This window comes from Pseudomonas sp. URMO17WK12:I12 (genome assembly GCF_000514395.1).
Classification (GTDB): domain Bacteria; phylum Pseudomonadota; class Gammaproteobacteria; order Pseudomonadales; family Pseudomonadaceae; genus Aquipseudomonas; species Aquipseudomonas mucoides.
Genome location: NZ_AZVV01000005.1, coordinates 66204 through 92122, shown reverse-complemented (window position 1 = coordinate 92122; position 25919 = coordinate 66204). Strand labels below are relative to the sequence as shown.

24 protein-coding genes are annotated in these 25919 nt (G+C 59.7%); all 24 read right to left on the bottom strand.

The annotated features are described in order from the left end of the window. Positions 1 to 3: 3 nt before the first annotated feature. Positions 4 to 315, bottom strand: a complete 312-nt coding sequence (locus tag D882_RS0105760; RefSeq protein WP_027922358.1) for an STAS domain-containing protein — start codon at positions 313 to 315, stop codon at positions 4 to 6. Between the two features lie 214 nt (positions 316 to 529). Continuing rightward, complete coding sequence (gene fliJ, locus D882_RS0105755) at positions 530 to 979, bottom strand: flagellar export protein FliJ (protein WP_027922357.1); 450 nt, start codon at positions 977 to 979, stop codon at positions 530 to 532. A 6-nt stretch (positions 980 to 985) separates the two neighbouring features. Then, positions 986 to 2344, bottom strand: a complete 1359-nt coding sequence (fliI, locus tag D882_RS0105750) for a flagellar protein export ATPase FliI (protein WP_027922356.1) — start codon at positions 2342 to 2344, stop codon at positions 986 to 988. After that, entirely contained in the window at positions 2334 to 3143 is an 810-nt protein-coding gene (fliH, locus tag D882_RS0105745; protein ID WP_027922355.1) for a flagellar assembly protein FliH, read from the bottom strand. The genes fliI and fliH overlap by 11 nt, the downstream gene beginning before the upstream one ends. 7 nt (positions 3144 to 3150) lie before the next feature. Beyond that, on the bottom strand, positions 3151 to 4170 hold the full coding sequence (fliG, locus tag D882_RS0105740) for a flagellar motor switch protein FliG (protein ID WP_007894195.1): 1020 nt from the start codon (positions 4168 to 4170) through the stop codon (positions 3151 to 3153). Next, complete coding sequence (fliF, locus tag D882_RS0105735; RefSeq protein ID WP_027922354.1) at positions 4163 to 5950, bottom strand: flagellar basal-body MS-ring/collar protein FliF; 1788 nt, start codon at positions 5948 to 5950, stop codon at positions 4163 to 4165. Before fliF ends, fliG begins: the two co-directional genes overlap by 8 nt. 14 nt (positions 5951 to 5964) lie before the next feature. Next, the gene (fliE, locus tag D882_RS0105730) at positions 5965 to 6294 is read right to left on the bottom strand and encodes a flagellar hook-basal body complex protein FliE (protein WP_008072611.1); all 330 of its coding nucleotides are present in this window, start codon (positions 6292 to 6294) and stop codon (positions 5965 to 5967) included. A gap of 171 nt (positions 6295 to 6465) precedes the next feature. Further along, positions 6466 to 7851 (bottom strand): sigma-54 dependent transcriptional regulator, encoded by a 1386-nt coding sequence (locus tag D882_RS0105725; protein WP_027922353.1) that lies wholly within the window; start codon positions 7849 to 7851, stop codon positions 6466 to 6468. A 5-nt stretch (positions 7852 to 7856) separates the two neighbouring features. After that, positions 7857 to 9062: a PAS domain-containing sensor histidine kinase gene (locus D882_RS0105720; protein WP_172825915.1), complete on the bottom strand. Its 1206-nt coding sequence runs from the start codon at positions 9060 to 9062 to the stop codon at positions 7857 to 7859. A 127-nt stretch (positions 9063 to 9189) separates the two neighbouring features. Beyond that, positions 9190 to 10665 (bottom strand): sigma-54 dependent transcriptional regulator, encoded by a 1476-nt coding sequence (locus tag D882_RS0105715; protein WP_027922351.1) that lies wholly within the window; start codon positions 10663 to 10665, stop codon positions 9190 to 9192. Between the two features lie 174 nt (positions 10666 to 10839). Further along, positions 10840 to 11136: a hypothetical protein gene (locus tag D882_RS0105710; protein WP_008044601.1), complete on the bottom strand. Its 297-nt coding sequence runs from the start codon at positions 11134 to 11136 to the stop codon at positions 10840 to 10842. A 10-nt stretch (positions 11137 to 11146) separates the two neighbouring features. Further along, a complete protein-coding gene (gene fliS / locus D882_RS0105705) occupies positions 11147 to 11542 on the bottom strand; it encodes a flagellar export chaperone FliS (RefSeq protein WP_027922350.1) in 396 nt (131 codons plus the stop codon). Positions 11543 to 11670: 128 nt separating this feature from the next. After that, entirely contained in the window at positions 11671 to 13077 is a 1407-nt protein-coding gene (fliD, locus tag D882_RS0105700; protein ID WP_027922349.1) for a flagellar filament capping protein FliD, read from the bottom strand. A gap of 82 nt (positions 13078 to 13159) precedes the next feature. Then, on the bottom strand, positions 13160 to 13525 hold the full coding sequence (locus D882_RS0105695; RefSeq protein ID WP_027922348.1) for a flagellar protein FlaG: 366 nt from the start codon (positions 13523 to 13525) through the stop codon (positions 13160 to 13162). Between the two features lie 74 nt (positions 13526 to 13599). Then, positions 13600 to 14451 carry a flagellin domain-containing protein gene (locus tag D882_RS0105690; RefSeq protein WP_027922347.1) on the bottom strand — a complete coding sequence of 284 codons (852 nt, stop codon included), beginning with the start codon at positions 14449 to 14451 and terminating at the stop codon, positions 13600 to 13602. 254 nt (positions 14452 to 14705) lie between these two features. Then, positions 14706 to 14975 (bottom strand): hypothetical protein, encoded by a 270-nt coding sequence (locus tag D882_RS0105685; protein ID WP_027922346.1) that lies wholly within the window; start codon positions 14973 to 14975, stop codon positions 14706 to 14708. Continuing rightward, a complete protein-coding gene (locus D882_RS0105680; protein WP_027922345.1) occupies positions 14972 to 16264 on the bottom strand; it encodes a motility associated factor glycosyltransferase family protein in 1293 nt (430 codons plus the stop codon). Before D882_RS0105680 ends, D882_RS0105685 begins: the two co-directional genes overlap by 4 nt. Positions 16265 to 16360: 96 nt before the next feature. Then, the gene (locus tag D882_RS0105675) at positions 16361 to 17287 is read right to left on the bottom strand and encodes a ketoacyl-ACP synthase III (RefSeq protein WP_027922344.1); all 927 of its coding nucleotides are present in this window, start codon (positions 17285 to 17287) and stop codon (positions 16361 to 16363) included. Between the two features lie 227 nt (positions 17288 to 17514). Continuing rightward, positions 17515 to 18567 (bottom strand): pseudaminic acid synthase, encoded by a 1053-nt coding sequence (gene pseI, locus D882_RS0105670; RefSeq protein WP_027922343.1) that lies wholly within the window; start codon positions 18565 to 18567, stop codon positions 17515 to 17517. Continuing rightward, on the bottom strand, positions 18560 to 20065 hold the full coding sequence (pseG, locus tag D882_RS0105665) for a UDP-2,4-diacetamido-2,4,6-trideoxy-beta-L-altropyranose hydrolase (protein ID WP_027922342.1): 1506 nt from the start codon (positions 20063 to 20065) through the stop codon (positions 18560 to 18562). Before pseG ends, pseI begins: the two co-directional genes overlap by 8 nt. After that, on the bottom strand, positions 20062 to 20757 hold the full coding sequence (gene pseF / locus D882_RS0105660; protein WP_027922341.1) for a pseudaminic acid cytidylyltransferase: 696 nt from the start codon (positions 20755 to 20757) through the stop codon (positions 20062 to 20064). Before pseF ends, pseG begins: the two co-directional genes overlap by 4 nt. 4 nt (positions 20758 to 20761) lie before the next feature. After that, a complete protein-coding gene (pseC, locus tag D882_RS0105655; RefSeq protein WP_027922340.1) occupies positions 20762 to 21925 on the bottom strand; it encodes a UDP-4-amino-4,6-dideoxy-N-acetyl-beta-L-altrosamine transaminase in 1164 nt (387 codons plus the stop codon). After that, on the bottom strand, positions 21922 to 22923 hold the full coding sequence (gene pseB, locus D882_RS0105650; RefSeq protein WP_027922339.1) for a UDP-N-acetylglucosamine 4,6-dehydratase (inverting): 1002 nt from the start codon (positions 22921 to 22923) through the stop codon (positions 21922 to 21924). The genes pseC and pseB overlap by 4 nt, the downstream gene beginning before the upstream one ends. A gap of 30 nt (positions 22924 to 22953) precedes the next feature. Further along, a complete protein-coding gene (locus D882_RS0105645) occupies positions 22954 to 25887 on the bottom strand; it encodes a TIGR00180 family glycosyltransferase (protein WP_027922338.1) in 2934 nt (977 codons plus the stop codon). Between the last annotated feature and the right edge of the window lie 32 nt (positions 25888 to 25919).

The window sequence follows — 25919 nt, the reverse complement described above, 5'->3', positions numbered from 1 at the left end:
CAGTCAAGTGACGTTGAACAGCTTGTCGAAATTGGAGATGGCGAGGATCTTTCTCACGTCCGAATTGCTGTTGACCACGCGAATGTCGGAGTTGTCACCCCCGGCGTGATCCCGCAACAGTAGCAACATGCCCAGCGCGGAGCTGTCGAGGTAGGTCGCTTCTTTTAAGTCAACCACGACCGAATTCGGCATTTTTCCGCCATTGTGACGCTCGTACGACTCACGAAATTCCTGGTGCTTGGCGAAATCGAATCGCCCCTTGATCGAAATCGTGAGCTTTTTCCCATCCTGGGAGACTTCTGCATTGACTGACATTTAACGGCTTCCCTGTCATTGGCTAACGTGCTGTACAAGGTTTAGCACTTGGTTGGAAGGGGAGCAAGATTGATAGTTTGCAGTGTCTTCGAGTACGCCTTCGCGGGCAAGCCTCGCTCGCACAGGATTCGTGTCGTGCAAAGCAAATACGATCAACACAAGACCTGTGGGAGCGTGGCTTGCCCGTGAAGAACGATGACACGGAACCACTGATTCAATACGGATCCTGTCTGGGCAAGCGCTGCGACAACTCATCGAGCAATTTCTGCTCGCGCTTGTCTTCCAGCTGCCGTGCCTCGTCCATGTAGCGCTGTACAAGTTTTCGCAGGCCTTCGACACGGGCAAACGCCTGCTGCCAGGTATCGCGCGCCTTGTTCAGGTTGTTTTGGTGCCAGTTCAGGCTCTGCCGCTGCTGATCGATGGCCGTACCGAGTTGCGCCAGGAAGCCCTGATACCCCAGCAACCACTGGCCGGAAACGCCACTGCTGCCGCGCACGATCCATTGTTCCTGGTATTCGAGGCGGAAGGCTTCAAGGTCGGCGAGCTTGCTTTCCGCCACTCGCACCTGACCCTGAAAATGCCCGAGGCGCATGACTGCGGCTTTCTCGGCCTTTTCGGCCATGTCCACCACGGGCGCCAGGCGCGCGGCTCGGCTCAGTGCCATGGCCGGTTAGCCGCCCGCGGCAGGAGCGAAGATGGACGCGAGATGGTTGACGCTGGCGCCCATGCCGATGTTGTCGTTCAAACCCTGACGCAGGTAAGTGACCATGGCTGGCTGGAGGGAGATCGCGGTGTCGGTTTCACGATCACCGCCCGGCACGTACGCGCCGACGCTGATCAAATCGCGGCTCTGCTGATAGCGTGACCAGTACTGCTTGAACATCTGCGCGCGAGCCATGTGTTCCGGGCTGACCACCGACGGCATGACCCGGCTGATGGACGCTTCGATGTCGATGGCCGGGTAGTGACCTTCTTCGGCCAGACGCCGGGACAACACAATGTGGCCGTCGAGCACGCCTCGCGCGGCATCGGCAATCGGGTCCTGCTGATCATCGCCTTCGGACAACACGGTGTAGAACGCCGTGATCGAGCCACCGCCCTTCTCGGCGTTACCGGCGCGCTCCACCAGTCTGGGCAACTTGGCGAATACCGACGGCGGGTAGCCCTTGGTGGCAGGCGGTTCGCCGATGGCCAGCGCGATTTCCCGCTGGGCCTGGGCGAAACGGGTCAGGGAATCCATGAGCAACAGGACGTTCTTGCCCTTGTCGCGAAAATATTCGGCGATACGCGTGCAGTACATCGCCGCGCGCAGACGCATCAGCGGCGCATCGTCCGCCGGCGACGCCACGACCACGGAACGCTTGAGCCCTTCTTCACCGAGAATGTGCTCGATGAATTCTTTAACTTCTCGACCCCGCTCACCGATCAGCCCGACGACGATAATGTCGGCTTCGGTGAAGCGCGTCATCATGCCCAGCAACACCGATTTACCGACACCGGTACCGGCGAACAGCCCGAGCCGCTGACCGCGACCGACCGTCAACAACCCGTTGATCGTACGAATGCCGACGTCCAGCGGTTCGCTGATCGGTTCGCGCTTGAGCGGGTTGATGGTGGGGCCGTCCATCGGCACCCAGTCTTCAGCCTTCATCCCGCCCTTGCCGTCCAGCGCACGACCGGCGCCATCAAGCACCCGACCGAGCATGCTCATGCCCATTGGCAAACGACCGGTATCGGCCAGCGGAACCACACGGGCACCGGGCGCAATACCCGCGACGCTGCCGACGGGCATCAGGAAGACTTTGCTGCCGGAGAAGCCCATCACTTCGGCTTCGACTTGCACCGGATGGTAGCTGTCGTCGTTGATGACCATGCAGCGACTGCCCATGGCGGCGCGCAAGCCTTCGGCTTCGAGGGTCAGGCCGACCATGCGCAGCAAGCGGCCTTCAAGGATCGGCGCGCCAGCCAGTTCAGTGGCCTCGGCGTAACCGCCCAGGCGTTTGGCGAAGCTGGTGCGGTCAAGGCGCATCAGGGACGTCCAGTTCCGCGTCGACCGGCGCGACAGCAGGCTTTTCATCGACCGGCAGTTCCAGATGCAGATCCGGCGCAGACGGATGCAACGCCTGATCGTGCAACTGATCGAACAGTTTGGCCATGACCTGGGCGACGCGGGTTTCGACGGTGGCGTCGATACGGCTGTGTTCGGTTTCAACCCGGCAACCGCCAGGTAACAGCGACTCGTCTTCGACGATGCGCCAGGTTTCTTCGTGGCGCTCGCGCAGGGCTTTGACTTGTTCGAAGTCCTGCGGATTGATGTACAGGCGCACATTGCCCACGCCCAACGGCAGCAGCTTGAGCGCTTCACGCATGACGTGTTCGATCTGCGTCGAGTCGATGGCCAGTTCGCGCTGAATCACTTGTTTGGTGATGTGCTGCACGAGGTCGACCAGGGACTTCTCAATGAAGGTGTCCTGCTCGGCGATAGGCTCGAACAGGTTGACCATCAACTGCTCCAGACCGGCAATCTTCGGCGCCAACGCTGCTTCGGCTTCCTGACGAACCTTGAGCGTGGTGCTGTGGAATCCTTCTTTCTCGCCCACCGCGAAGCCTTCGTTGTAGGCTTCCTGGCGAATCGCTTCGAGTTCTTCGAGGGTCAGTGGCTGGACTTCGTCCAGCGGCACTTCTTCCATCTCCGGCGGCTCGGGCTCAGGTTCTGGCTCGGGTTCCGGGACGAAAGGGTCGAAACTGGGCAGCGCCCAGACGTCGAAACCGGCAACGTGCTTGCCGCGAATCAGGTCGGTCTGGGACTCATCATGTTTGGACGACATAGTGACCTTAGATCATCTCTTCGCCGCCCTTCCCGCCGAGAACGATTTCTCCGGCTTCGGCCATACGGCGGGCAATGGTGAGGATTTCTTTCTGCGCGGTTTCCACGTCGCTGACGCGCACCGGGCCTTTGGCCTCGAGGTCGTCGCGCAACAGTTCGGCCGCCCGTTTGGACATGTTCTTGAAGATCTTTTCCTTGACGCCTTCGTCCGAACCCTTGAGGGCCAGCACCAGCACGTCGGAAGACACTTCGCGCAGCAACGCCTGAATCCCGCGGTCGTCGACATCGGACAGGTTGTTGAACACGAACATGAGGTCTTCGATCTGACCGGACAGGTCTTCGTCGACTTCGCGGATCGAGTCCATCAGTTGACCTTCGATCGAGCTGTCGAGGAAGTTCATGATGTCGGCCGCACGCTTGATGCCACCCAGGGTGGTGCGCGAGGCATTCGAGTTGCCGGAGAACTGCTTCTCGAGAATCTGGTTGAGTTCTTTCAGGGCCGCTGGCTGCACAGTGTTCAGCGAGGAGACTCGCAAAATGATGTCCAGGCGTACCTTGTGGTCGAAGTTGCCGAGCACTTCGCCGGCCTGATCCGGGTCAAGGTACGCGACCACGATGGCCTGGATCTGTGGGTGCTCGTAACGGATCACGTCGGCGACGGCGCGCGGTTCCATCCACTTCAGGCTGTCGAGGCCGCTGGTGTTGCCACCCAGCAGGATACGGTCGATCAGGCCGTTGGCCTTGTCTTCGCCCAATGCCTGAGTGAGCATTTTGCGCACGTAGTCGTCGGAACCGACGCCCAGGCTGGTCTGGTCGCCGACGATGTCGACGAACTCGCTCATGACCTGTTCGACCTGCTCGCGGTGCACGTTGCCCATCTGGGCCATCGCTACACCCACGCGCTGGACCTCTTTAGGCCCCATGTGGCGCAACACCTGGGCAGCATCGGTCGAACCGAGGGACAGCAGCAGGATCGCGGCTTTGTCGACCTTGGTCAGTTTGGCGGCAACGGCTCGGTTATCACTCATCTGCGTTAATCCACTCTTTCACGACCTGGGCCACGCGACCCGGGTCTTCTGCCACCAGACTCTTGATTGCATTCAACTGTGCGTCATAGCCTTCGCTCGGGCTCGGCAGCAGGATGCTTTGCGGGCCGCCGAGGCTGACGCGGTCGTTGGCCAGTTCGCCGTCCAGGCCGCCCATGCCACCCAACTCGACGTCGCTGCCGATGCCGGCCAGTTGCTTGCCTTTGCCGCCACCGGTGATGTTGTTGAGCACCGGACGCAGCACACCGAACACCAGCACCAGGATGAACAACACGCCCAGCACTTGCTTGACGATGTCCCAGAACCACGGCTGCGAGTAGAACGGAATGTCGGCAATCACTTCACCGCGTTCTGCGGAGAACGGCATGTTGATCACGCTGACGCTGTCGCCACGGCTGGCGTCGAAACCGACCGCGTCCTGCACCAGGCGAGTGAAGCGCGCCAATTCGTCGGCGCTCCACGGCGCACGGGTGGTTTCGCCGTTAGCCGCGTTGACCTTGACCTGATCGTCGACCACCACCGACACCGACAGGCGATTCAATCGGCCCTGCTGTTGCTTGGTGTGGCTGATGGAACGGTCGAGTTCGAAGTTCTTGGTGGATTGTTGACGCTTGTCCGCCGGGTACGGCGCCAGCATTGGCTGACCGGTGGCCGGGTCCATGATTTGTTGACCGTTGGCATCGATCAACGGCTGGCCTGGCTGCACCATGCCGGCCGAGGCCGTCGAGCCGCCGGTGGTTTGCGGTGCCGAGGCTGGCGACGGTGGCTGGTTGCTCAAGGCACCCGGCACACCTTGCGGGCCATTGCTGGCGGTGCGTTGTTCATTGACCGACTGCTCGCTGCGCAACGCCGGCTGATCCGGGTTGAACTGCTCGGAGGTCGACTCGACGGCGCTGAAATCAACATCGGCAGACACTTCGGCTTTATAGCGATCGTTGCCCAGCACCGGTTGCAGGATGTTGTGCACGCGCTGGGTCAGCATGGTTTCCATGCGGCGGCTGTAATCGAATTGCTTGCCGGCCATGGTCAGTTCGGAGTTCTCCGCCTGATCCGACAGCAGGTTGCCCTTCTGGTCGACGACGGTGATCTGCGATTTGCTCAGTTCAGGAACACTGGTCGCGACCAGGTTGATGATCGCGATCACCTGGCCCGGTTCCAGCGAACGACCGGAATACAGCTCAACCAGTACCGAAGCGCTTGGCTTGCGTTCATCACGCACGAACACCGAGCTTTTCGGAATCGCCAGGTGCACGCGGGCACCCTTGACGTTGTTCAGGCTGGAAATAGTCCGCGCCAGTTCGCCTTCGAGGCCGCGACGATAACGGGTCGCTTCCATGAACTGGCTGGTCCCCAGACCCTGGTCCTTGTCGAGGATTTCAAAACCGATGTTGCCGTCGCTGGGAGTGACACCAGCCGCCGCGAGTTTCAGTCGTGCACGGGACAAATCATCGGCCTTGACCAACAAGGCACCGGAGTTCGGTTCAACGGTGTAAGGAATATCGGCGGAGGCCAGGGTGTCCATGACCTGCTTGGCGTCCATACCGGCAAGGCTGCCGTACAGAGGCCGGTAGTCCGGCTGCTGCGACCACAGCACCACGGCAAAACCAATCGCCACGCTCGCAGCCAGGCCGACCAACAGGCCTACCTGACGCAACATGGTCATCTCGGAGAGGTTTTCCAGGAAGGACAACCCGAACAGCGGCGGTTTGCCGTCTATTGGGGTGGCCTTGGCCGGAATGTTATCGGCGACTGCTTCTGCCATGACTCAATTCGTCCTTAAACCGGCATCTGCATGATGTCTTGGTAAGCCTGAACCAGTTTGTTGCGCACTTGCGTCAACGCCTGGAAAGACACGCTGGCCTTCTGCGAGGAAATCATCACGTCCGTCAGGTCGACGCCGCTTTTGCCGATTTCGAAGGCACTGGCCAGCTGATTGGATGCCTGCTGAGTGTCGTTCACTTTATTGACGGCCTGACCGAGCATGTCGGAAAAGCTGCTGCCACCCAATTCAGGGACTGCGGCAGTCGATTTCGGCGCAGACATGGCATCCATTTGCATGGAGCGCATATCCAGCATCAACCGATTAAATTCAATACCTTGGCTCATGATCTACTCTCGTTGGCGACCCGCAATTTTTTGACACTCACTCGGCGGGTACTGAGGTGTTAGCAACAAGGGTGCCAGCTCCGTGGCCACTGCAAACAAAAGCGCTCCCCTATTCAAGCCATAACGCACTATTTAGCAGCTGGCGAAGCCTGCGTCCGGCTGCTACAGGGGTCAGGTGGCGAACAGGTACGCTTCCACGTCCATGCCGGCGTCACGCATCTGCGCCAGCTTGTAGCGCAAGGTGCGCGGGCTGATGCCCAGGCGCTCGGCGGCCTCTTTGCGACGACCGCGCTCGGAACGCAGGGTATCGATGATCATCTGGAATTCGCGACGCCGCAGGTCATCGCCCAATGCGCCAGCCGACTCAGCATCCACCTCGACTGCTCGCAACGGTGCGGCTGCCAACGTCGGCAACGGCGCACAGGCCACCGGCCCCGACAGGCAGAAATCCTGCGGCTGGATCAAACCACCCTGCTGCAGAATCAACGCACGCTGGATCGCATTGTCCAGCTCACGCACATTGCCCGGCCACGGATAGCCGATCAGGCACGCCTGCGCCTCGGGCGACAGTTTCGCCGCCGCGTGCTTCATTTTATTGACGTGCTTGGCCAGCAGTCGCTCGGCCAACGGCAGGATGTCGGCGGTGCGCTCGCGCAGCGGACGCCAGGCCAGCGGAAACACCGACAGTCGATAGTAAAGGTCTTCACGAAAACGCCCCGCCGCCACTTCACCGGCCAGATCACGGTTGGTCGTGGCAACGACCCGAATGTCCAGGGTGATGGTTTTGCGTGCGCCAACGCGCTCGACTTCACGCTCCTGCAAAACCCGCAGCAGCTTGGCCTGCAGCCCAAGGGGCATTTCGGAGATTTCGTCGAGCAGAATCGTGCCGCCGTCGGCTTGCTCGAACTTGCCCGCCTGCGCTGCGATGGCACCGGTGAACGAACCCTTTTCATGGCCGAACAACGTGGCTTCGAGCATGTTGTCGGGGATCGCGGCGCAGTTGATCGCAATAAACGGCTGACTGGCGCGGTGGGAATGCTGGTGAATGTAGCGGGCCAGCACTTCCTTACCAGTGCCGGACTCGCCAGAGATCAATACCGTGGAATCACTGCGCGCCACTCGGGCGGCCAACTCCAGCAATTGCGCGCTGGCCGGTTCGAACGCCACCGGACCTTCGCCCTCGGCCGTACCGAGATTGCCCAACGCGTGACGCGCGACCAAATCCAGCAAGGCCTTCGGTTCGAACGGCTTGACCAGATAGTCCGCTGCGCCCTGGCGCATCGCATCGACTGCGCGCTCGACGGCGCCATGAGCGGTCATCAGCAATACCGGCAGTTGCGGCTGACGCGATCGCAGCAAGCCAAGCAACTGATGCCCGTCCATGCCCGGCATATTGACGTCGCTGATCACCAGATTGAACGCCTCGACGGCGACTGCCGCCAGCGCGTCCTCGGCCGAACCGACTGCTTTGAAATCGTGCCCCGCCAGCATCAGCGTATCGGCCAGTGCCTCGCGTAGCGCGCGGTCATCCTCGACCAGTAGAACCTTGATTGCCATGCCTTTCATTCCGCTCCCTGAGCGCCGGACTTGTCACCCGAAAAAAGCGGCAGGACCACCTGCGCACAGGTGCCGCGCCCCGGCCGCGAGCGCAGTTGCAATTCGCCCTGATGCGCACGGGCCACGGCCTTGACCACGGTCAGGCCCAGGCCGGTTCCGGTGGTCTTGGTGGTAAAAAACGGCTCACCCAGACGCGCCAGCACCGTGCTGTCGATACCACTGCCGCTGTCGCTGACGCACACGCGCAGGCTGTCCTCGCGGGTGTACAAGTGAACCTTCAAACGGACATCACCGGCACTCGCCTGGATTGCATTCTCGATCAGGTTGAGGATCGCCCCGATCAGCGTGTCGCGGTTGCACAGCAACTCGCCAGCATGACTGTCGCACTGCCAACGCACGGGCAGGTCCTGGACCTGCGTCAGTGCCGCCGCTTGCAGCGATTGCATCAGTTGCTTGGGCGTGACGCGATCGGTCAGTGGCAGCTCGCCGCGAGCAAACACCAGCATGTCGCGAACCTGATGCTCCAGCTCATGCAGACGCTCTTTCAGGCGACCGGCAAACCGCTGCTGTGTAGCGACCGGCAGTTCCTGCTCGGTCAAGTGACTGGCGTACAGCAATGCGGCCGACAACGGCGTGCGAATCTGATGCGCCAGCGAGGCAACCATTCGCCCCAGGGAAGACAAGCGTTCGTGGCGAGCCAGTTGATCTTGCAGATGACGGGTTTCAGTCAGGTCGTTAAGCAGCACCAATTGACCCGGCTCGGCGTCCAGCGAGCGAGTGGCGATCGAAAGTCGCCGACCGTCCTTGAGCGAGATTTCGTGACCGTCGTCCTTGCGAGGCGCGAAGCATCGGGCGATGACGTGACGCCAGAGTTCGCCTTCGAGCGGCAGCCCGAGCAATTCACACGCTGCCGGATTGGCTTCACGCACGATGCCTTGGGCATCGATGACGATGACACCACCGGGCAACAGGTCGAGGAGATTTTGCAGACGATTGGCCAGGCGTTCTTTTTCCGCCAGCTCTTGCATGCGCTGGGCACTGACCACCGCCAACTCGCCCTTGAGCTCGGTGACCCGGGCTTCAAGCATGCTGTAGGAATCGGTCAGCTGACTCGACATCTGGCTGAACAGCGCAAACGCCTGCTCAAGGCCAAGCCGGCTTGCCTGCTCTACGGACGACGGTTGTCCCGAAGCGTCTGGGACAGGAGACATCTGGGCGGCTTGGGGCATCGTGCTCTCTCGCTGGCTGACCGTCAGTTAAACGGAACGTTGCGAGGGATGTAGCAATACCCGTGCCTAAAAAAAACCACCCAAAAATGAAGGACTTGAAAAACAGGCGTCAATCCTCCGCCTGTTCATCTCCATCGCGACGGCTCATGCCGTACTTGCGCATCTTTTCCACCAGCGTGGTGCGTCGAATCCGCAGGCGTTCGGCGGCACGCGCGACAATGCCATTGGCATCATCCAGTGCCTGCTGAATCAGGCCCTGTTCCAGACCACCGAGGTAGTCCTTCAGGTCCAGGCCTTCGGGCGGCAGCATGGCGTTGGCGGTGAAGTCCGGGGTGTGACCGTTGATGGCCACCCGTTCTTCCAGATCGCTGCGCAGGCTGTCGACCAGTTGCTCGTCTTCGTCGTCGACGTAGCGGAATTTCTTCGGCAACTCGACCACGCCGATCACTCCGTACGGGTGCATGATCGCCATGCGCTCCACCAGGTTGGCGAGTTCGCGAACGTTGCCCGGCCAGCCGTGACGGCACAGCGACATGATCGCTGCCGAGTTGAAACGAATCGAGCCGCGCTTCTCGTGCTCCATGCGCGAAATCAACTCGTTCATCAGCAACGGGATGTCTTCGACGCGCTCGCGCAATGGCGCCATCTCGATCGGGAACACGTTCAGGCGATAGTACAAGTCTTCGCGGAAGGTGCCGATCTCGATCATGCTTTCGAGATTCTTGTGAGTCGCGGCAATGATGCGCACGTCGACGCTTTGGGTCTTGTTGCTGCCCACGCGCTCGAACGTACGCTCCTGCAGCACGCGCAGCAGCTTGACTTGCATCGGCAGCGGCATGTCGCCGATTTCATCAAGGAACAGCGTACCGCCGTTGGCCAGTTCGAAACGCCCTGCACGGCTGGTGATCGCCCCGGTGAAGGCGCCCTTCTCGTGGCCGAACAATTCGCTTTCCAGCAACTCGGCCGGGATCGCCCCGCAGTTGACCGGAACGAACGGCGCGTCACGACGCTTGGAGTGGTAGTGCAAGTTGCGCGCAACCACTTCCTTGCCAGTACCGGACTCACCAAGAATCAGCACGCTGGCGTCGGTGTCGGCCACTTGCTGCATCATCTGACGGACGTGTTGAATCGCCCGGCTGGTGCCGACAAGGCTGCGGAACAGATTGGGTTCACGGTGACGACCGCGTTCGCGGGCCTGGTCGTACATCTCGCGATAGACCTGGGCACGGTGCAGGGAGTCGAGCAATTTGCTGTAGCTGGGCGGCATTTCGAGGGTCGAAAGCACTCGGCGACGCTGGTCTTCTGGCAGGTCAACGGAAGAATTATCGCCCATTAACAAAACCGGAAGGAACTCATCCCAGGTTGCGAGTGTCTTTAACAAGCCCGTAAGTGCGCCAGGAGCATTGACCGTCCCGATCAGGACGCAGATTACTTCACGACTTGATGACAAAGAGCCGACAGCCTGCTGCCAGTCATGGCTTCCGCAGGGTAAATTTTCTTCACCGAGAAAATTTAAAATCACCGCCAGGTCGCGGCGGCGGACGCTATCGTCATCAATCAGCAGAATTTTGGTTTCACGCCACATGCAATAGCAACTTCCCTAGTCAACTCAATGCCCAAAAATGATGGGGCAAGCTAGACGCTTGCAGACACATTCTGCCTGTACACGCCTGAAATCTGTAACCAGCCACTAGTTAAGTCAAAAAACCGTGCACAGTCAAATTTATGGCGCACTATGTTTGGATTAACCGAGGATTAATTAACCAAACAGATGGTAAACCTTTGCCGCGTTCTGTGCTTGATGGATCTGCGACATCTCGTCGACTATCGCTTGCCTCTCCCCCGTCGCGGCTTCAAGCAGCTGCTTGTAGACCCCCAGCAACTCCTCAAGGTTGTCGCGCAACGCGGCCTCGTCCACCGAAGCCTCACTCAAAACGTCTTCCATGCAGGATCGGCACGCCAGATCCAACTCACCGATGGCTTCCCAATTGCGCTCGGCCAATGCACCGACCAGGGCGTCGCGGGTGTGTTCGATTCGCTGCAATACAAGACTCATGGTGATCTCCTTAAAACTGCGGACCCGGTGCGGCAATACCATCCCAACCGTCTTTGACTGTACGAAGCAAATCAGCGACTTCGTCGAGAATCTTCGGGTCAGTCTTGATGTTGGCTTCAGCCAGGCGCTTCATCATGTAGGCATAGAGATTGTCGAGCTCACCGACGGTTTCGATGGAGTTCTCAAGGTCCAGACCTTCACGCAAACCACCGATGATGCCGATGGCCTTGCCGATCAAAACACCCTTGTTAGGAATGTCTTTACGCTCCATGGCGCCTTTGGCCTGGGCAATACGGTCCAGACCACCTTCCATCAGCATCTGTACCAGTCGATGAGGGCTGGCTTCGGAAGTTTGCGCTTGAGCGCCAATCTTCTGGTATTGGCGAAGGGCTAACATTGGATTCATGTTGTACCTCATCAAAATTCTGTAGTTCGTCTAACCAGTGTATCGACAACGCGTCAAAAAACTTTAGATTCAAATGCAAAAAGCCCGGAGCGCTTGAAAACGCTGCCGGGCTTTTGGCGTTTTGCGTGTTACGAGTTCTTCTGCTGCGCGGCCATGGCCTCGAACATTCCGGTGATGTTGCTGGCGGTTGCCTTCAACTTACCGACGAGGGTATCCATGTCGTTGTACTTTTTGGTCAGTACAGCGGTCAGTGTTTCGACCCGACGATCCAAGGCAGCCTGATCAGCCGTCAGCTTGGTTTTGGTTACATTCAGGTTGGTGGTGCGAGTGTCGAGAATGCCACCGGTATCGGTGTACGGCTTGATCACATTGTTCATGCGTTCGAGCAGACCGTTGGTGCCGGTAAACAGGGTCTGGACTTCGCCACCGAGCTTCTTGTCGTTCATCGCAGCAGTGAACTTGGTGCCGTCGAAGTTCAACGCACCGGTCTTCTGGTCCGTGGTGATCCCCAACTGCGAGAGCACGGTCAGTTTGTCGCCGGCACCGGTCTGGGACAACGGCCCACGAATAGCAGCCAACAGCGAGCGCGGCAACGGGTCACCGGTCAGCGCAGCCGAGACAGTCGGCTTGCCATCGTCGTCCAGGGACGGCTTGGTCAAGGACGTCACCGCGTTGGCAACGGCGTTGTAGGCGTCGACAAACTTCTGGATCGATGCCTTCAGACCATCGTTGTTGGTCGCAACGTTAACGGTCGATGTACCGGCGCCGGTCAGGACCAGGCTCAAGCCAGAGATCGTCTTGTCGACGGTGTTGGACTTGCTGGTCATCGCCAGGCCATCCACCGAAAACACCGCATCCGCCGCCAGGCCGCCAATCGCACCCGAAGAAGTGGCGGTCGGTACGGCCGCCATAGGGGCTGTGCCGTCGATGGTCAGCTCGGGGATACCGGTCGCGGAGATATCGGAACCTGCACCCGTCGTGGTCGAACCCAACACCAGGCGCGAACCGAAGCTGTCGGTCACGATGTTGGCACTCAGGCCGCTGGCCTGGTACTGGCTGTTGATCGAATCACGCACCGATTGCAACGTGGCGCCCGCACCGACGGTCACCGGATAGCTGGTGCCGTTCTGGGTGATGGTCAGCGTGCCTGCCGTGATCGGACTGGTCGCGCCGCCAGCAAAGGCCGCAGAGGCGACTTTCGAGGAGGTAGCCAGACTGGTGACTTTGACCACGTAATTGCCGGCAACAGCGGTGTTGCTGGACGTGGAAGTCAGTACTTTGGGGTCGGAGGACGTTGCCGAATAACCCGTGAACTGAGGGGTGGTGGTGCTGCCCAGATCGGTGAGTGCTTTCTGGAACGTGGCCAGCAGCGACTTCAGCGTACCAATCCCGGAGATGCTCGCCGTGTTGGTCGTGGTCCCACGGTCGATCTGACCTTGTTTGGCCGCTTTGTCAGCGTTGACCAAGGCTTTGACGATAGCACCGGTATCAAGGCCTGAACCTAAACCCGTGCCCGGTAAAATTGGACTTGCCATGTGGAACTCCCTTCAGTGTGTCGCCGGTCTTTTGACCACTACAACGCCCAAAAGAACATAGCAACAAAATTCGTGCCAGCTGTCAGGCTTTCGCGCTGAACAACAAGCTGCTTGCATCATTCAAACTATTGGCCAGTTTCAAGACTTCTTCGTTGGGGATCTGGCGAACCACCTCACCCGACTCACTGGCAATGACTTTCACCACGACTTGCCCTGAAGGCTCATCGATCGAGAACTCCAGGTTACGCTTGACCGACTGAACGAATTTTTCAATTTCCTGGACCGCCATTTTCAGCTTGTCCTGTTCAGTTTGAGCCGTCTTGCGCGCGTCCTTGACGTCGACCACTTTCGCGGGCGCCGCTTGAGGCTTTTCCGCAGCCTTGTCGGCAACCGGAGTCGCGTGCTTGGCCGCCGGATAAGACAAGTTCAGCTTCACGCTCATATCCATGTCCATCACCTCTCAAAGTAAAAAAGCGAGAGGGCACGACCAGCGCACACCCCTCGCCAAAACTCAATCAGCTATTACTGAAGCAGTTTCAGTACAGCGGATGGCAGTTGGTTGGCCTGAGCCAGAACTGCGGTGGAAGCTTGTTGCAGAGTTTGTTGCTTGGTCAGCTGTGCAGTTTCAGCAGCGAAGTCGGTATCTTGTACGCGACCCAGTGCAGCGGCGGCGTTTTCGTTGATGTTCTGCAGGTTGGAGATGGTGCTGGTCAGACGGTTTTGTGCAGCACCCAGGTCGGCACGGCTGGTGTTGATGGTTTGCAGAGCCACGTCGATCTTGGTGATTGCAGCAGAGAACGAAGCCTGAGCAGTTGCCGAGCTGTTACCAGTGATCTGCAGGGTAGCCGAGTCAACAGACAGGGTTACGGCGTCGAAGCCGGAAGCCAGGGTCAGAGTGATCTGGTTAGCCGAACCGGTGTTGGAACCGACCTGGAAGGTCATGGTGCCAGCAGTACCGTCGATCAGGTTTTTGCCGTTCAGGTTGGTCGACTTGGCGATACGAGTCAGTTCGTCCGACATTGCCGCGAATTCTTTGTTCAGCGCGACGCGGTCTTGAGTACCGTTCGAGTCGTTTCGTGCCTGAACAGCCAGTTCACGCATACGCTGCAGAATGTTGGTCGATTCCTGCATCGCGCCTTCAGCGGTCTGAGCGATCGAGATACCGTCGTTGGCGTTTTTGATAGCCATAGTCTGACCGCGGATTTGCGAGGTCATACGGGTAGCGATTTGCAGGCCGGCGGCGTCGTCTTTAGCGCTGTTGATTTTCAGGCCGGAAGACAGGCGAGACATCGAAGTCGACAGAGCGTCGGAAGCACGGTTGAGGTTCTTCTGAACGTTCAACGATGTGACGTTGGTGTTTACTGTTAAAGCCATGACGAATTCCTCGTTGGTTGGGTACTGCGGCTTCCGGCCCTGGCAACCGCCGGGTATGGCCTAGAGAACCTTCGTAATAGTTATCGTCGCCAATGCAACTTGCTTTAGGGGATTTTCAAAAATATTTGCCATCACGTTGCCACCCCCTGTAAATCAAGGGGTTGGCAGCGTGATAACAACGAAAAGCTGACGTCAGGGAACTGTCGGCGACGGGATTGGCGAGGACTCGCCTGCACCGACAGAAGAAAAATTGCTTAAAGGGACAGGCTGTCGGTCAGCAACTCGACCAGTTCGTACTCCAGATAATCTGCCAGGGCGAGCCAGTTCTGTGCTTCCTGACACGCAAACATCTGACCGAGCACAAACGCCCATTGCTGCTGTACGTCCTGCGCCTTGGTATCGAACGTCGGGTGAACCGCACCAACCAGCTCGGTCATCGCCAGCCCCGCTTCTACATCGCGCCCCAGACGGAACAAGGTGGCGCAGTGCTGTGCTTCGGCAATAAAAGATTCACGAGCACTCATGAGGCGATCTCCGGATGAAAAACGGTTCCGGCGATCATCGCCCCTGCCCGACTGCTGTTATAGAAGCGCACCTGCGGATGGCCGGCGATAAACCGCTCCAGCTCACACAAATAGCTGCGGAAATTGAGCTGAGTCTTGATGCGCTGCCCGTGACCATCCAGCACCCAGTGTTTGGCGGCGCCCAGTTGCGGTCCCAGGTCGCCGTCGTTCCAGCCTGCGTGGGTCTTGTCGCCAGGGAAGGCGAAGTCGGCACCGAACAAAGTGATTTGCGTTGCGCCCATCTTCACCGCCAGGTCGGCGGCCGGGTGAATCACGCTACCGCCGACATACAACTCGCCCCTGGGCAATTGCGCACGCAACGACTGATAGATCGGACTGGCGGAGTAACTGCAATGACGTGTCCCTTGCCAGGCTTCGAGCACCAATGGATCGAGCATGGGCATGTACACCAGCGTGATGTCGGCCGTGTCTTCCGGCGGCAAGTGCCGGGCTGAAATGCGCTGGTCGATGCTGACCACCACGTCGGGACGGATGCCATGCTTGAGCAATGGGCGAAAAGCGGTGTCGACGCAGATGAACAACGGCCGCTCAGCCTGGCTGCGAATGACGCGCAATGTCTCGAAATGCTGTTCCAGGCTCGGGCCGGTGGCAATGACGAACACCTCCTGGCCGGGACGGGTAGCGAATAATTCGGTCACGTCAGGATCGGTTTGCACCAGCGCCAGACACGCTTGCATGCGCTCGATAATCTCAGGCGACTGCGGGTCGAACTCTCGGTTGTTGAAGGCCAGGTGAGTTTCGCTGATCAGGCGATCACGAATCTTCGCACTGAAGTCATCGGCCAGGACCAGTTCAGACGGCAAGGCAAAAAACGGCAGCTTGATTTCCGCAAGATCACCGGCATACAGCAGCTCGACTCGCGGATCGCTGAGCCACGGCTGCTGATCAAGCAATTGCAGCACCAGGTTGAACACCGCACCGTTGAGGATGTGCACGTACAAGCGCTCAAGCCCGATGCGCTCAAGCAACGCCGTTTGCAGATCGCCAAGACCGGTGCCGTAAACATGCAGCACCGGGCTGTCGAGCGGCAAGCTGTCAGCCTGGACCCTGGCCTCGCGGCTGCGATCATGGCGGCTGGTCAACTGAATGCCGTTGATGCTCAACGTCGAGCCCAGGCCTTCCACCAGATCCGCCTGCAACAGGCTCGTGTCTTCCACCAGCAAGCGCACAGCCAATGCCGGCCAGCGCTGCTGGATGACATCGACGTTGTGCTCAAAGAACTCGCTCATGCCGCCTCGCTTATTGTCCGGGCAAAAAAATAGCGCTCAAGATTACACCTTGAGCGCTTTTTTTGTGTCTGGCTTTCTTTGACTGAAGCGTCGCCGTCAAGGGCGATAGATGATCGCCGAGCCCCACGACAAACCAACGCCGAAACCACTCAGCGCTACACGCTTCCAGCTGGAATCCAGTACGTGCTTTTCCAGCAGCAATGGAATGCTCGACGACACGGTATTGCCGGTCTCGACCATGTCCTTGAGGAACTTCTCCGGCTCGCCTTCGAAGCGCCGTGCCACGGCATCGACAATGGCCGCACTGCCCTGGTGAATGCAGAACGCATCGACATCGTCAGCCGTCAGTTGCGAATCGGCCAGCAGCTCATGCAAATGCGCCGGGACTTTGAGCAACGCAAAGTTGAACACTTGACGACCGTTCATGAAGAACACGCCATCGGTCACTTTCAGGTGAGGCGCGCCGGAACCGTCGGTGCCAAACTTGGCCTTGCCCAACTGCCATGGAGCGTTTTCGCCCATCCAGGTGGCGGTGGCGGCATCGCCGAACAGCATGGTGGTGTTGCGGTCTTCGGGGTCGACGATCTTGGAATATGGATCGGCCGTGATCAGCAGGCCATTCTTCAGGCCGGCGGCTTCCATGAAGCCCTTGATTGCGTAGATGCCATAGACGTAGCCGGAGCAGCCCAGGGAAATATCGAACGCCGCCACGGTGGTGGGCAGACCGAGTTTGTCCTGAACGATGGCCGCGGTGTGTGGCAGGCCTTCTTCGTCACCGTTCTGGGTGACCACGATCAGCACATCGACCGCTTCACGTTTCAAATCAGGATTGTTGGCGAACAGCGCATTGGCTGCTTCGACGCACAGGTCCGAGGTTTCTTGCCCATCGTCTTTGCGCGGCAGGAAAGCGGAACCGATCTTGCCAAGGATGAATTCTTCATCCTTCTCGAATTTTGCACCTTGTGCGTAATTGTCTATGCCGGCTACAGGAACGTAGCTCGCAATGCTTTTTATGCCAATCATTACGGCTTCCCAATAATAAACAGCCCAATACCACCGCTCGCAAGGATTCGAGGGCGCCGACAAACAGAGAAAAACGTCGCCCCGAAGCCGCGACGGCGGGAAGAATAAAAGGCTATCACTGGGCCAGAAACAGGCCAGGCGCCACCTTCCCGATTTATACAATACAGTGAAGATGCGCGTTATGACTCACAGGTCACTCTATTTTGCCGAATCAAGCCGATAAGGTGTTATTCGACCAAGGACCAGTCCAGCGGGGTTCCACGCGTGATAGCGTGGCGGGCGCGGCGGCCCAGAAGGGTTTCAGCGTGCTTGGGGGCCAGGCCCAGCCCCGGACGGATGGCGCGCAGATTGGCCGTGGTGAAGGGCTCGCCGGCGGCCATGTCCTGGGTGACATAGAGCGAGCGACGGTAAACAAGGGATTTGCGCTCGGCTTCTGTCACGCCGTAATGCACCTGGCCCATCGCCTGCCAGGCACGCTCAGTCTCGACGACCAGACTGGCCAGCTCCGCCGGTTCCAGCGAAAAACTGGCATCCACGCCACCGGCCGCGCGGTCGAGGGTGAAGTGCTTCTCCACCACCGTCGCCCCCAGCGCCACCGCGGCCACGGAAACGCCAACCCCCATGGAGTGATCGGACAAACCGACCTGGCAACCGAACAATTCACGCAGATGGGGAATCGTTCGCACATTGCTGTTGGCCGGAGTCGCGGGATAGGTGCTGGTGCACTTGAGCAGCACCAGGTCCTTGCAACCGGCCTCACGGGCCGCGCGCACGGTTTCATCGAGCTCGGCGATGCTGGCCATGCCGGTGGAGATGATCAACGGCTTGCCCGTGCCGGCGACCCGGCGAATCAGCGGCAAGTCGGTGTTCTCGAAACTGGCGATCTTGTAGGCCGGCACGTCGAGGCTTTCGAGGAAGTCGACGGCGCTGTCATCGAACGGTGTGGAGAATGCCAGCATCCCCAGTTCCTTGGCCCGGGCAAAAATCGGTGCATGCCACTCCCACGGTGTATGCGCTTTTTCGTACAAGGCATACAGCGATGTGCCCGCCCACAGACTGTTGGGGTCCTTGATGAAGAACTCACCTTCGGACAGGTCCAGGGTCATGGTCTCGGCCGTGTAGGTTTGCAGTTTCAAGGCGTGGGCGCCGGCCTTGGCCGCCGCTTCGACGATTTGCAGCGCCATGTCCAGCGACTGGTTATGGTTGCCACTCATCTCGGCGATGATGAAGGGCGGCGCGTCAGCACCGATCAAGCGGTTGCCGATCTTGAAACTAGTCATTGCGGTGATCCTTCAATACGCGCGTGAACGCGCAGGCACTCTGAGTGAAACCGGCTTCGCGAAAGACCTTCAGCGACGGCTGGTTGGACGGCAAAACCTGAGCAGTGATGGCGGTCAGTTGTGGCCAATGACGGGTGACGAAGGCCTCGCCCCGCGCCAGCAGCGCCCTGCCCCAGCCCAGCCCGAAACGGCCTTCGAACAGATAAATCGACACTTCGGCTTCAACGCCACGCCGGTCATAACGCAGCACACCGACCGGGCCGTCATCCGCCTCGGCGATCAATAACAAGCGCTGGTCATTGCTCAGGCTGGCGGTCAGCCAGTTTTGATGGGCTTGCCGGTCAATGACACCGGTCTCCAGCGACCAGCGCCGCACGGCCTGCGCATTGCGCCCCTCGAACAACAACGTCGAATCGCCCAGGGTCGCCGGGCGTATCTGTAAAAGCGCACCGGCCAATGCCGCCGCCACACGCTGCGCGCCACGGCCATCGACCCATTGCCGGGAGCGTTCGGCGAGGCTCTGGCGCAAGCCCTGATTGTCCGCGACAAATCCCACGGCCTGACGCAGCTGTTCAACACAGACCTGCTCACGCGGCCCCAGGTAGACATGGGTCCCCGCTGCCGCCATGACTTCGCCATTGGCCTGCTGATTATTCGACACGGCGATGCAAATCGTCGGCAGCCCCAGCGCCGCCCGCTCCCAGCTGGTACCGCCACCGGCACCGACAAACAAGTCGGCCTCGGTCATCAACCGGTAGAAGTCGCTGACAAAACTGTGCAAACGCCAGTTTGGACGATCTGCCGCCAACGCCTGCATCTGTTCCCAGGCCGGATTATCGGCACCGGCCACAAAATCGACGTCCAGCTCATGGAAGTCCGCCATCGCCAACATCGCATGATGCGTCTGCATTGCCGCATCGAAACCGCCGAAATTCACCAGCACCCGCTTGGCCCGGGGTTTGATCTCGATGGCCGCGCAGTTGAACTCATCACGCAGCATCGCAAAACGTGGGCCGAGCAAGGTCTGGCAACCCCGCGGCAGCAGCGAGGCATAAGCCTCAGGTGTACCGGACAGGTTCTGATTGAGCAGCAGATCGACGCTATAGGTGCGCGTCGCAAGGTCATCCACCGCTGCGATCCGGGTTGCCCAGCGTCGGGCTGCGGTTTGCCAGTGATGATCGAGGCCATAGTGGTCGACAATGATCCAGTCGAACGCCGGCTGGTCTTCCAGTACCTGTGCCAATGCGTCGATGTCCGCTTGCCACGGCAGCATCGATTCGATGGCTTGTTGCGGATCTTCATCGGGATAACGATCCGGCAGCGCAAAGGTTTCGAAGCCCTCACCCGCCAAAACATCCAGTCGATGGCCCGGCAACAGACGACAGGCAAACGCCACGTGCGAACCCTGCTTGCGCAAGGTTCTGGCCAGTGGCAACAGGCGCGCGATATGGCCGCTGCCAATCGTCGGCGAAGCGTCGGAACGAATCAGCACTCTCATTGCACTTCACCGCCGGCTTTCAATGCCGCGTACAGATATTCGGCACGCTTCCAGTCTTCAACGGTGTCGATGTCTTGCACCAGATACCGCGGCAAAATCACTGGCAGGCTCGCCGGGGAAAACAGTACATCGCCGCGCAACCAGGCTTCGCGACGCCCCCAGTAAAACTGGCCGGCGTCCTGAAAGGCTTCGGGCAAATCCTGGGAACGGGTCGTGCGAAATTCCGGGTAAAGCGAGGTCAAGGCGCCCTCTTCGTCGAGGGTCAAGGCACGCTGCACGGGGAAGCCGAAACCGGCGACGGAAAATGCAAACGATTTGTCTGGATGCCGCTTGAGCAATTCCAGCCCCTGGCGCAGATACCGCGCTTGCAACAGCGGCGCGGTCGCATAGACGCAGCAGGCAAAGTCGAACGCCGGCAGTTCATTCAAGGCATGAACCATCACCGCCGCCGTGCCGGTGAAATCATCCGCCAACGACGCCGGACGCATGAACGGTACGTGAGCCCCATGCGCCCGGGCAACCTCGGCAATTTCTTCATCGTCGGTGCTGACAACCACCTGATCGAACAGCGCTGAATCCAGCGCCGTACGAATCGAGCGAACGATCATCGGCACGCCGTCGAACGGCTTGAGGTTCTTACGGGGAATACGCTTGCTGCCACCTCGGGCCGGAATGATCGCAACGCTGCTCAAGGTACTACTCCTCAAGGACCAGCCGTCGCAACTGCTCGACCACGTAATCCTGTTGTTCATCGCTCAGTAAAGGAAACAGCGGCAGGCTGATGGCCTCGGCGTAGTAACGCTCCGCTTGCGGGAAGTCCCCCTCGGAAAATCCCAGGTCACGATAATACGGCTGCAAATGCACCGGAATATAGTGCAGGTTCACCCCGACCCCGGCGGCTCGCAAGCCTTCGAACACCTGCCGATGACTGAGATTGATGCGCTCCGTCTGCAGGCGCACCACGTACAGGTGCCATGCCGATTCGGCCTCGGGCTGAATGCTCGGCAGGGTCACCGGCAAGTACGCCAGCAACCGCTCATAACGCGCCACCAGTTCACGACGACGGTCGATAAACCCGTCAAGTTTACCCAGCTGTGACAACCCAAGGGCTGCTTGCAGGTCAGTGATGCGGTAATTGAAGCCCAGCTCCACTTGCTGGTAATACCATGGACCGTGGCTGGGTTCGGTCATGTGCTGCGGATCGCGGGTCATGCCGTGGCTGCGCAGACGTTGCAAGCGTTCAGCCAGCTGCGGGCGATTGGTCAGCACCATGCCACCTTCGGCACTGGTGATGATCTTGACCGGGTGGAAACTGAACACCGTCATGGCGGCGAATTCGCCACAGCCCACCGGGCGACCGGCGTAGGAGGCGCCAACCGCATGGGATGCGTCTTCGATGACCGTGAAGCCATAGCGCTCGGCCAGTTCGGCGATCATGCGCATGTCACAGCTTTGTCCGGAAAAGGCCACCGCCACCAGCACTTTGGGCAGCGTGCCGCTGTCTTCGGCTGCTTCCAGCTTCGCTTTCAGGGCATAGGCATCGAGGTTCCAGGTCAACGGATCGATGTCGACGAAATCCACGTCGGCACCGCAATAACGACCACAGTTGGCCGAGGCCAAAAAGGTGTTCGGCGTGGTCCACAAACGATCGCCCGGCCCAAGCCCCGCCGCCAGGCAAGCGATGTGCAGCGCCGCCGTGGCGTTGCACACCGCCACCGCGAAACCGGCCTGGCAACGTTCGGCCATGGCCTGTTCGAAACGCTCGATGGTCGGCCCTTGCGTGAGCCAGTCAGACTGCAACACGGCAACCACCGCATCGATGTCTGCCTGATCGAGGCTTTGCCGACCGTAAGGAATCATGCCGACAACTCGGCGTGCAGGTCTGCGATCTGACCCACCGACAGGAAGTGCGGGTTGGTGTCGGAGCGGTATTCGAAGTCCTCGCTCACGGCATTCCCCTGTTCGCCCAGATTGTCCACGGCAAAATCCACGTCGACACTGGTGAAGCGGATCGACGGCTGAATCGTGTAGTGATCGGCGAACTCCAGGGTCATCCGCGCGTCGTCCAGCGGCACCATCAATTCATGGAGTTTTTCGCCCGGGCGAATCCCGACGTTCTTGTGCGGCAGGTGTTCAGCCATGCCCTGCGCCAGATCAACGATGCGAATCGATGGAATCTTCGGCACAAACACTTCACCGCCGTGCATGCGCGCAAAGCTGTCGAGCACGAATTGCACGCCGTGATCGAGGGTGATCCAGAAACGCGTCATGCGTTCATCGGTGATCGGCAGTTCAGTGGCGCCTTCACGGATCAGCTTGCTGAAGAACGGCACCACCGAGCCCCGCGAACCGGCCACGTTGCCGTAGCGGACCACGGCAAAGCGCGTTTGCTGTTCACCGGCAATGTTGTTGGCAGCGACAAACAGTTTGTCCGACAGCAACTTGGTCGCGCCGTACAGGTTGATCGGGCTGGCGGCCTTGTCGGTGGACAGCGCGACGACTTTTTTCACACCGTTGTCGATGGCCGCGGCGATGATGTTCTCGGCGCCATTGACGTTGGTACGAATACATTCAGTCGGGTTGTATTCCGCCGCCGGCACTTGCTTCAGGGCGGCGGCATGCACCACGTAATCGATACCGCGCATGGCCTGGCGCAAACGCTCGGCGTCGCGCACATCACCCAAAAAGTAACGCATGCACGGGGCATTGAACGTCTGCTGCATTTCGTACTGCTTGAGCTCATCGCGCGAGAACACGACGACGCGTTTTGGCTGGTATTGCTCCAGCAGCCGACGAATGAAGTTGCGCCCGAACGAGCCGGTGCCGCCGGAGATGAAAATCGATTTACCGTTAAACATGCCTTGAGTCCTTGTACCTGTCAGCCAGGCTTAAGCGAGCAACTGCGTCCAGTTCACACTGGAGGCTGCGCCGAGGGTAAAGCCCTTGCCGGTCAAGGCCAGGTTCTGGTTGTACGCCGCGTCTTGAGCGAAGCGCGCGCGCCACTTGTCTTGCAGGGCCGCGGCCGTTTGCGGTGCATCCGGCAACAGGCCCGGGTGCAGCATCTGCGCTTGCGGGCACCAGACGATCAGGTAACCGGCGTCGGCGGCTTTCAGGCACAGGTCGATGTCAGCAAACGCTTCGTCGAAATGCTCTTCGTCCAGACCGCCAACGGCCTCGTACAGCTCCTTGCGCACCATCATGCAAGCGCCGGACACTGCCGAGTAGTTCTGTTCAACCTGGTGACCGTTCATGTAGCCCTTGGCATCTTTGCGCTCATCGACAAACACCGAACCGACCACGCCGTTCAAGCCCAGTACCAGACCTGCTTGTGTGGTCGCTCCACGGAAGTTCATCAGCTTGCCGCCGACAATCCCGACTTCCGGACGCTGGGCCTGATTGAGCAGGCTGTCGAGCCAGTTGGAATTGACCACTTCAGCTTCGGCCGACATCAACACCACGTAGGCGCCCTTGGCTTCACTGACCGCAAAGTTATGCAGCGCCGAGGCGCTCAAGCGTTTAGCGGTGCGCAGGACGCGCAGGCGATCGCCCTTGCCTTCCAGGCTGGTCAGCCAGGTCGCCAGTTCTTCGGACTGGCTGTGGTTATCGGCGATCAGGATTTCATGCTGCTGGTAACGGGTACGTTGCAGCACGCTGACCACCGCGCGTTGCAGGTGCTCCAGATTGTCCTGACTGTGCAGGATGATCGAGACCTTTGGCCGCGCGGCGTGCTGGTAATCGATCTGCCAGGTTTGAGGCAGCCCGGAGCTGACCTGACCGCGATAGCCGCGGGCGGTCAGGTGACGGGTCAGGGTTTGACGCTCGTGAGGGTTTTCCTCGACGGACGCCGCGTTGCAGATCAGCAGCGGCTCGGCCAGATGCGCCAGGCCACCCAGGCCCCCGTCTTCGATCAGACGCAGCAACAGGTCGAACTCCAGCGCCGACAGGTATTCAGCCGAGTAGCCTCCCGCGTTCACCAATACGTCACGCTGGATCAGCCAGTGGCGGGCCATCAGCGACGGCACGGTTTGCAGCAGATCAAGGTTGACGCCCGGACGGAACACATCCGCCAGTGAGCCGTTTTCCTGACGCTGGATTTCATCCATCGCCACAGCACGAATGCCTTCGGCGCCCATCAGTTCGAGGCTGGCGCGCAGCAGACCGCTGGCGGTGAACTGATCACCGGCCTCAGCCAGTACCAGCCAGTCGGCGGTGGACTGGTTGACGCTCTGGTTGATGCGCTCGACGTAATTGGTGGCGGTGACTTTGACGAAATGCACGGTGTCACGCGGTGTGGTGGTCGCCGGCAAATCACCGGTGGTGAACACCACGACCTTGAACGCCTTGCAATTACCAGCGACCAGGCTGTCGAAGGTGGCCTGCAACTTGACCATGTCGGCGTCGAGGTCCAACAGCATGATGCCGAACTGCGGGCCGCCATTGCGTTTACGCAGCTGCGCCTCAATCACCTTGAGCTGCTTGGCATCCGGGTTGCGGGCATCGAGCCAGTTCAGCAAGCGCCCGGACGGCATGTTCTCGAACAACGATTGCTCGTCCTGTGCCGGCACCGACGCCAGGCGTTCGGCCCAGGCTTGCAGCTTGAGGCCTTCTTCGGGCTCATCGGAATCCTTCAACGACTCGACCAGACGCGACACCACCGTGCGGTTGAACGCATACAGGCTCAGGGCTTCCCACAAACGGCTGCGCAAGGTGCGCTCGTTGTCGTTGGGGTGCACGCGCATCAGCTCATGTTGCTTGAGCAAGAGGCCTTCCAGTTCCTGCAGCTGCAACTTGCCGGCCGGCATGGTGTGCAGCAGGAATTCGAACTCGGTCAGCAAATCGAAAACCGGCTGGTTGTAGAACGGCATCTCGACAAACTGCATCTGACCAAACAGACGCGAAGGGTCGTTGCCAGCCTGTAGCCAGGTCGAGGTGAAAATCATCGTGCCCTGCAACGAACGCATGTTGGTCAGGCAGTCGGCCATGGTGGCGAAACTGTCCAGCGCCACCTGCTTGCCTTCGGCCAGTGTCTTGTGGGACATGCCGGTCGGCAACGACGCCAGAAACTCGGCAAAGCGCTCGCGATCGGCCACGGTTTTTGCGTCCTTGAGCGTCAACACCGTCAGCACGTTGGTGTTGTGCTCCGAGGCACCGTAAGGGATTTCCCGCACGGCGAACGGGATCGGCAAGATCCGCGCCTTGGCGCGCGCGAGCATGTAATAGGCATGGCCGATTTCCTGCCATTCGAAGCTGGTGCCCGGCAGCAACGCGTTGTGCCAGTCCTGCAACAACTCGGTACGGCTGACCGCGTAGAACGGCGGCAGGAAGTGCCCCATGAATTGCGTCAGGCGTTCTTCGGCCGACTCCGAGCAATAGTCCTCCGGGCCCTTGCGGTCGCGGCGGAAGTAATTCACTTCCGTGGCGCGCGCCAGGTACATGATCCCGTAGCCGTGGCACATGCCGTAGTCGGCGTTGTCTTCGAGAAACTCCAGCGACTCGGTGACCGCATCGTGCAGCAGGAAATCGTCATCGGCGGCCAGCACCATGTACGGCGTGGTCACCTGATTCACGCCATAGGCGAGTTTGTCCTGCAACCCGGTGTAGGTGAATTGCGGCAGGTGCCGGTAATCGACCATCGGGTAATCGCGGGCGATGTTCTCGTCGCTTTTCAGCGAAGAGTCCAGGACCAGAATCGTGCAGGGATAGCTGCTGTAATACTGCAAGGTGCGCCGCAGGTAGGCGTTGCGGTTGTGGGAAATCACCACCACCGTCAACCGTTCATTCAGCGGTGCCACATCGTTTCGAGCAGTGTTTTGAACGCGCATATTTCTATCCCCACAACCGGCCAGAAGCCGAG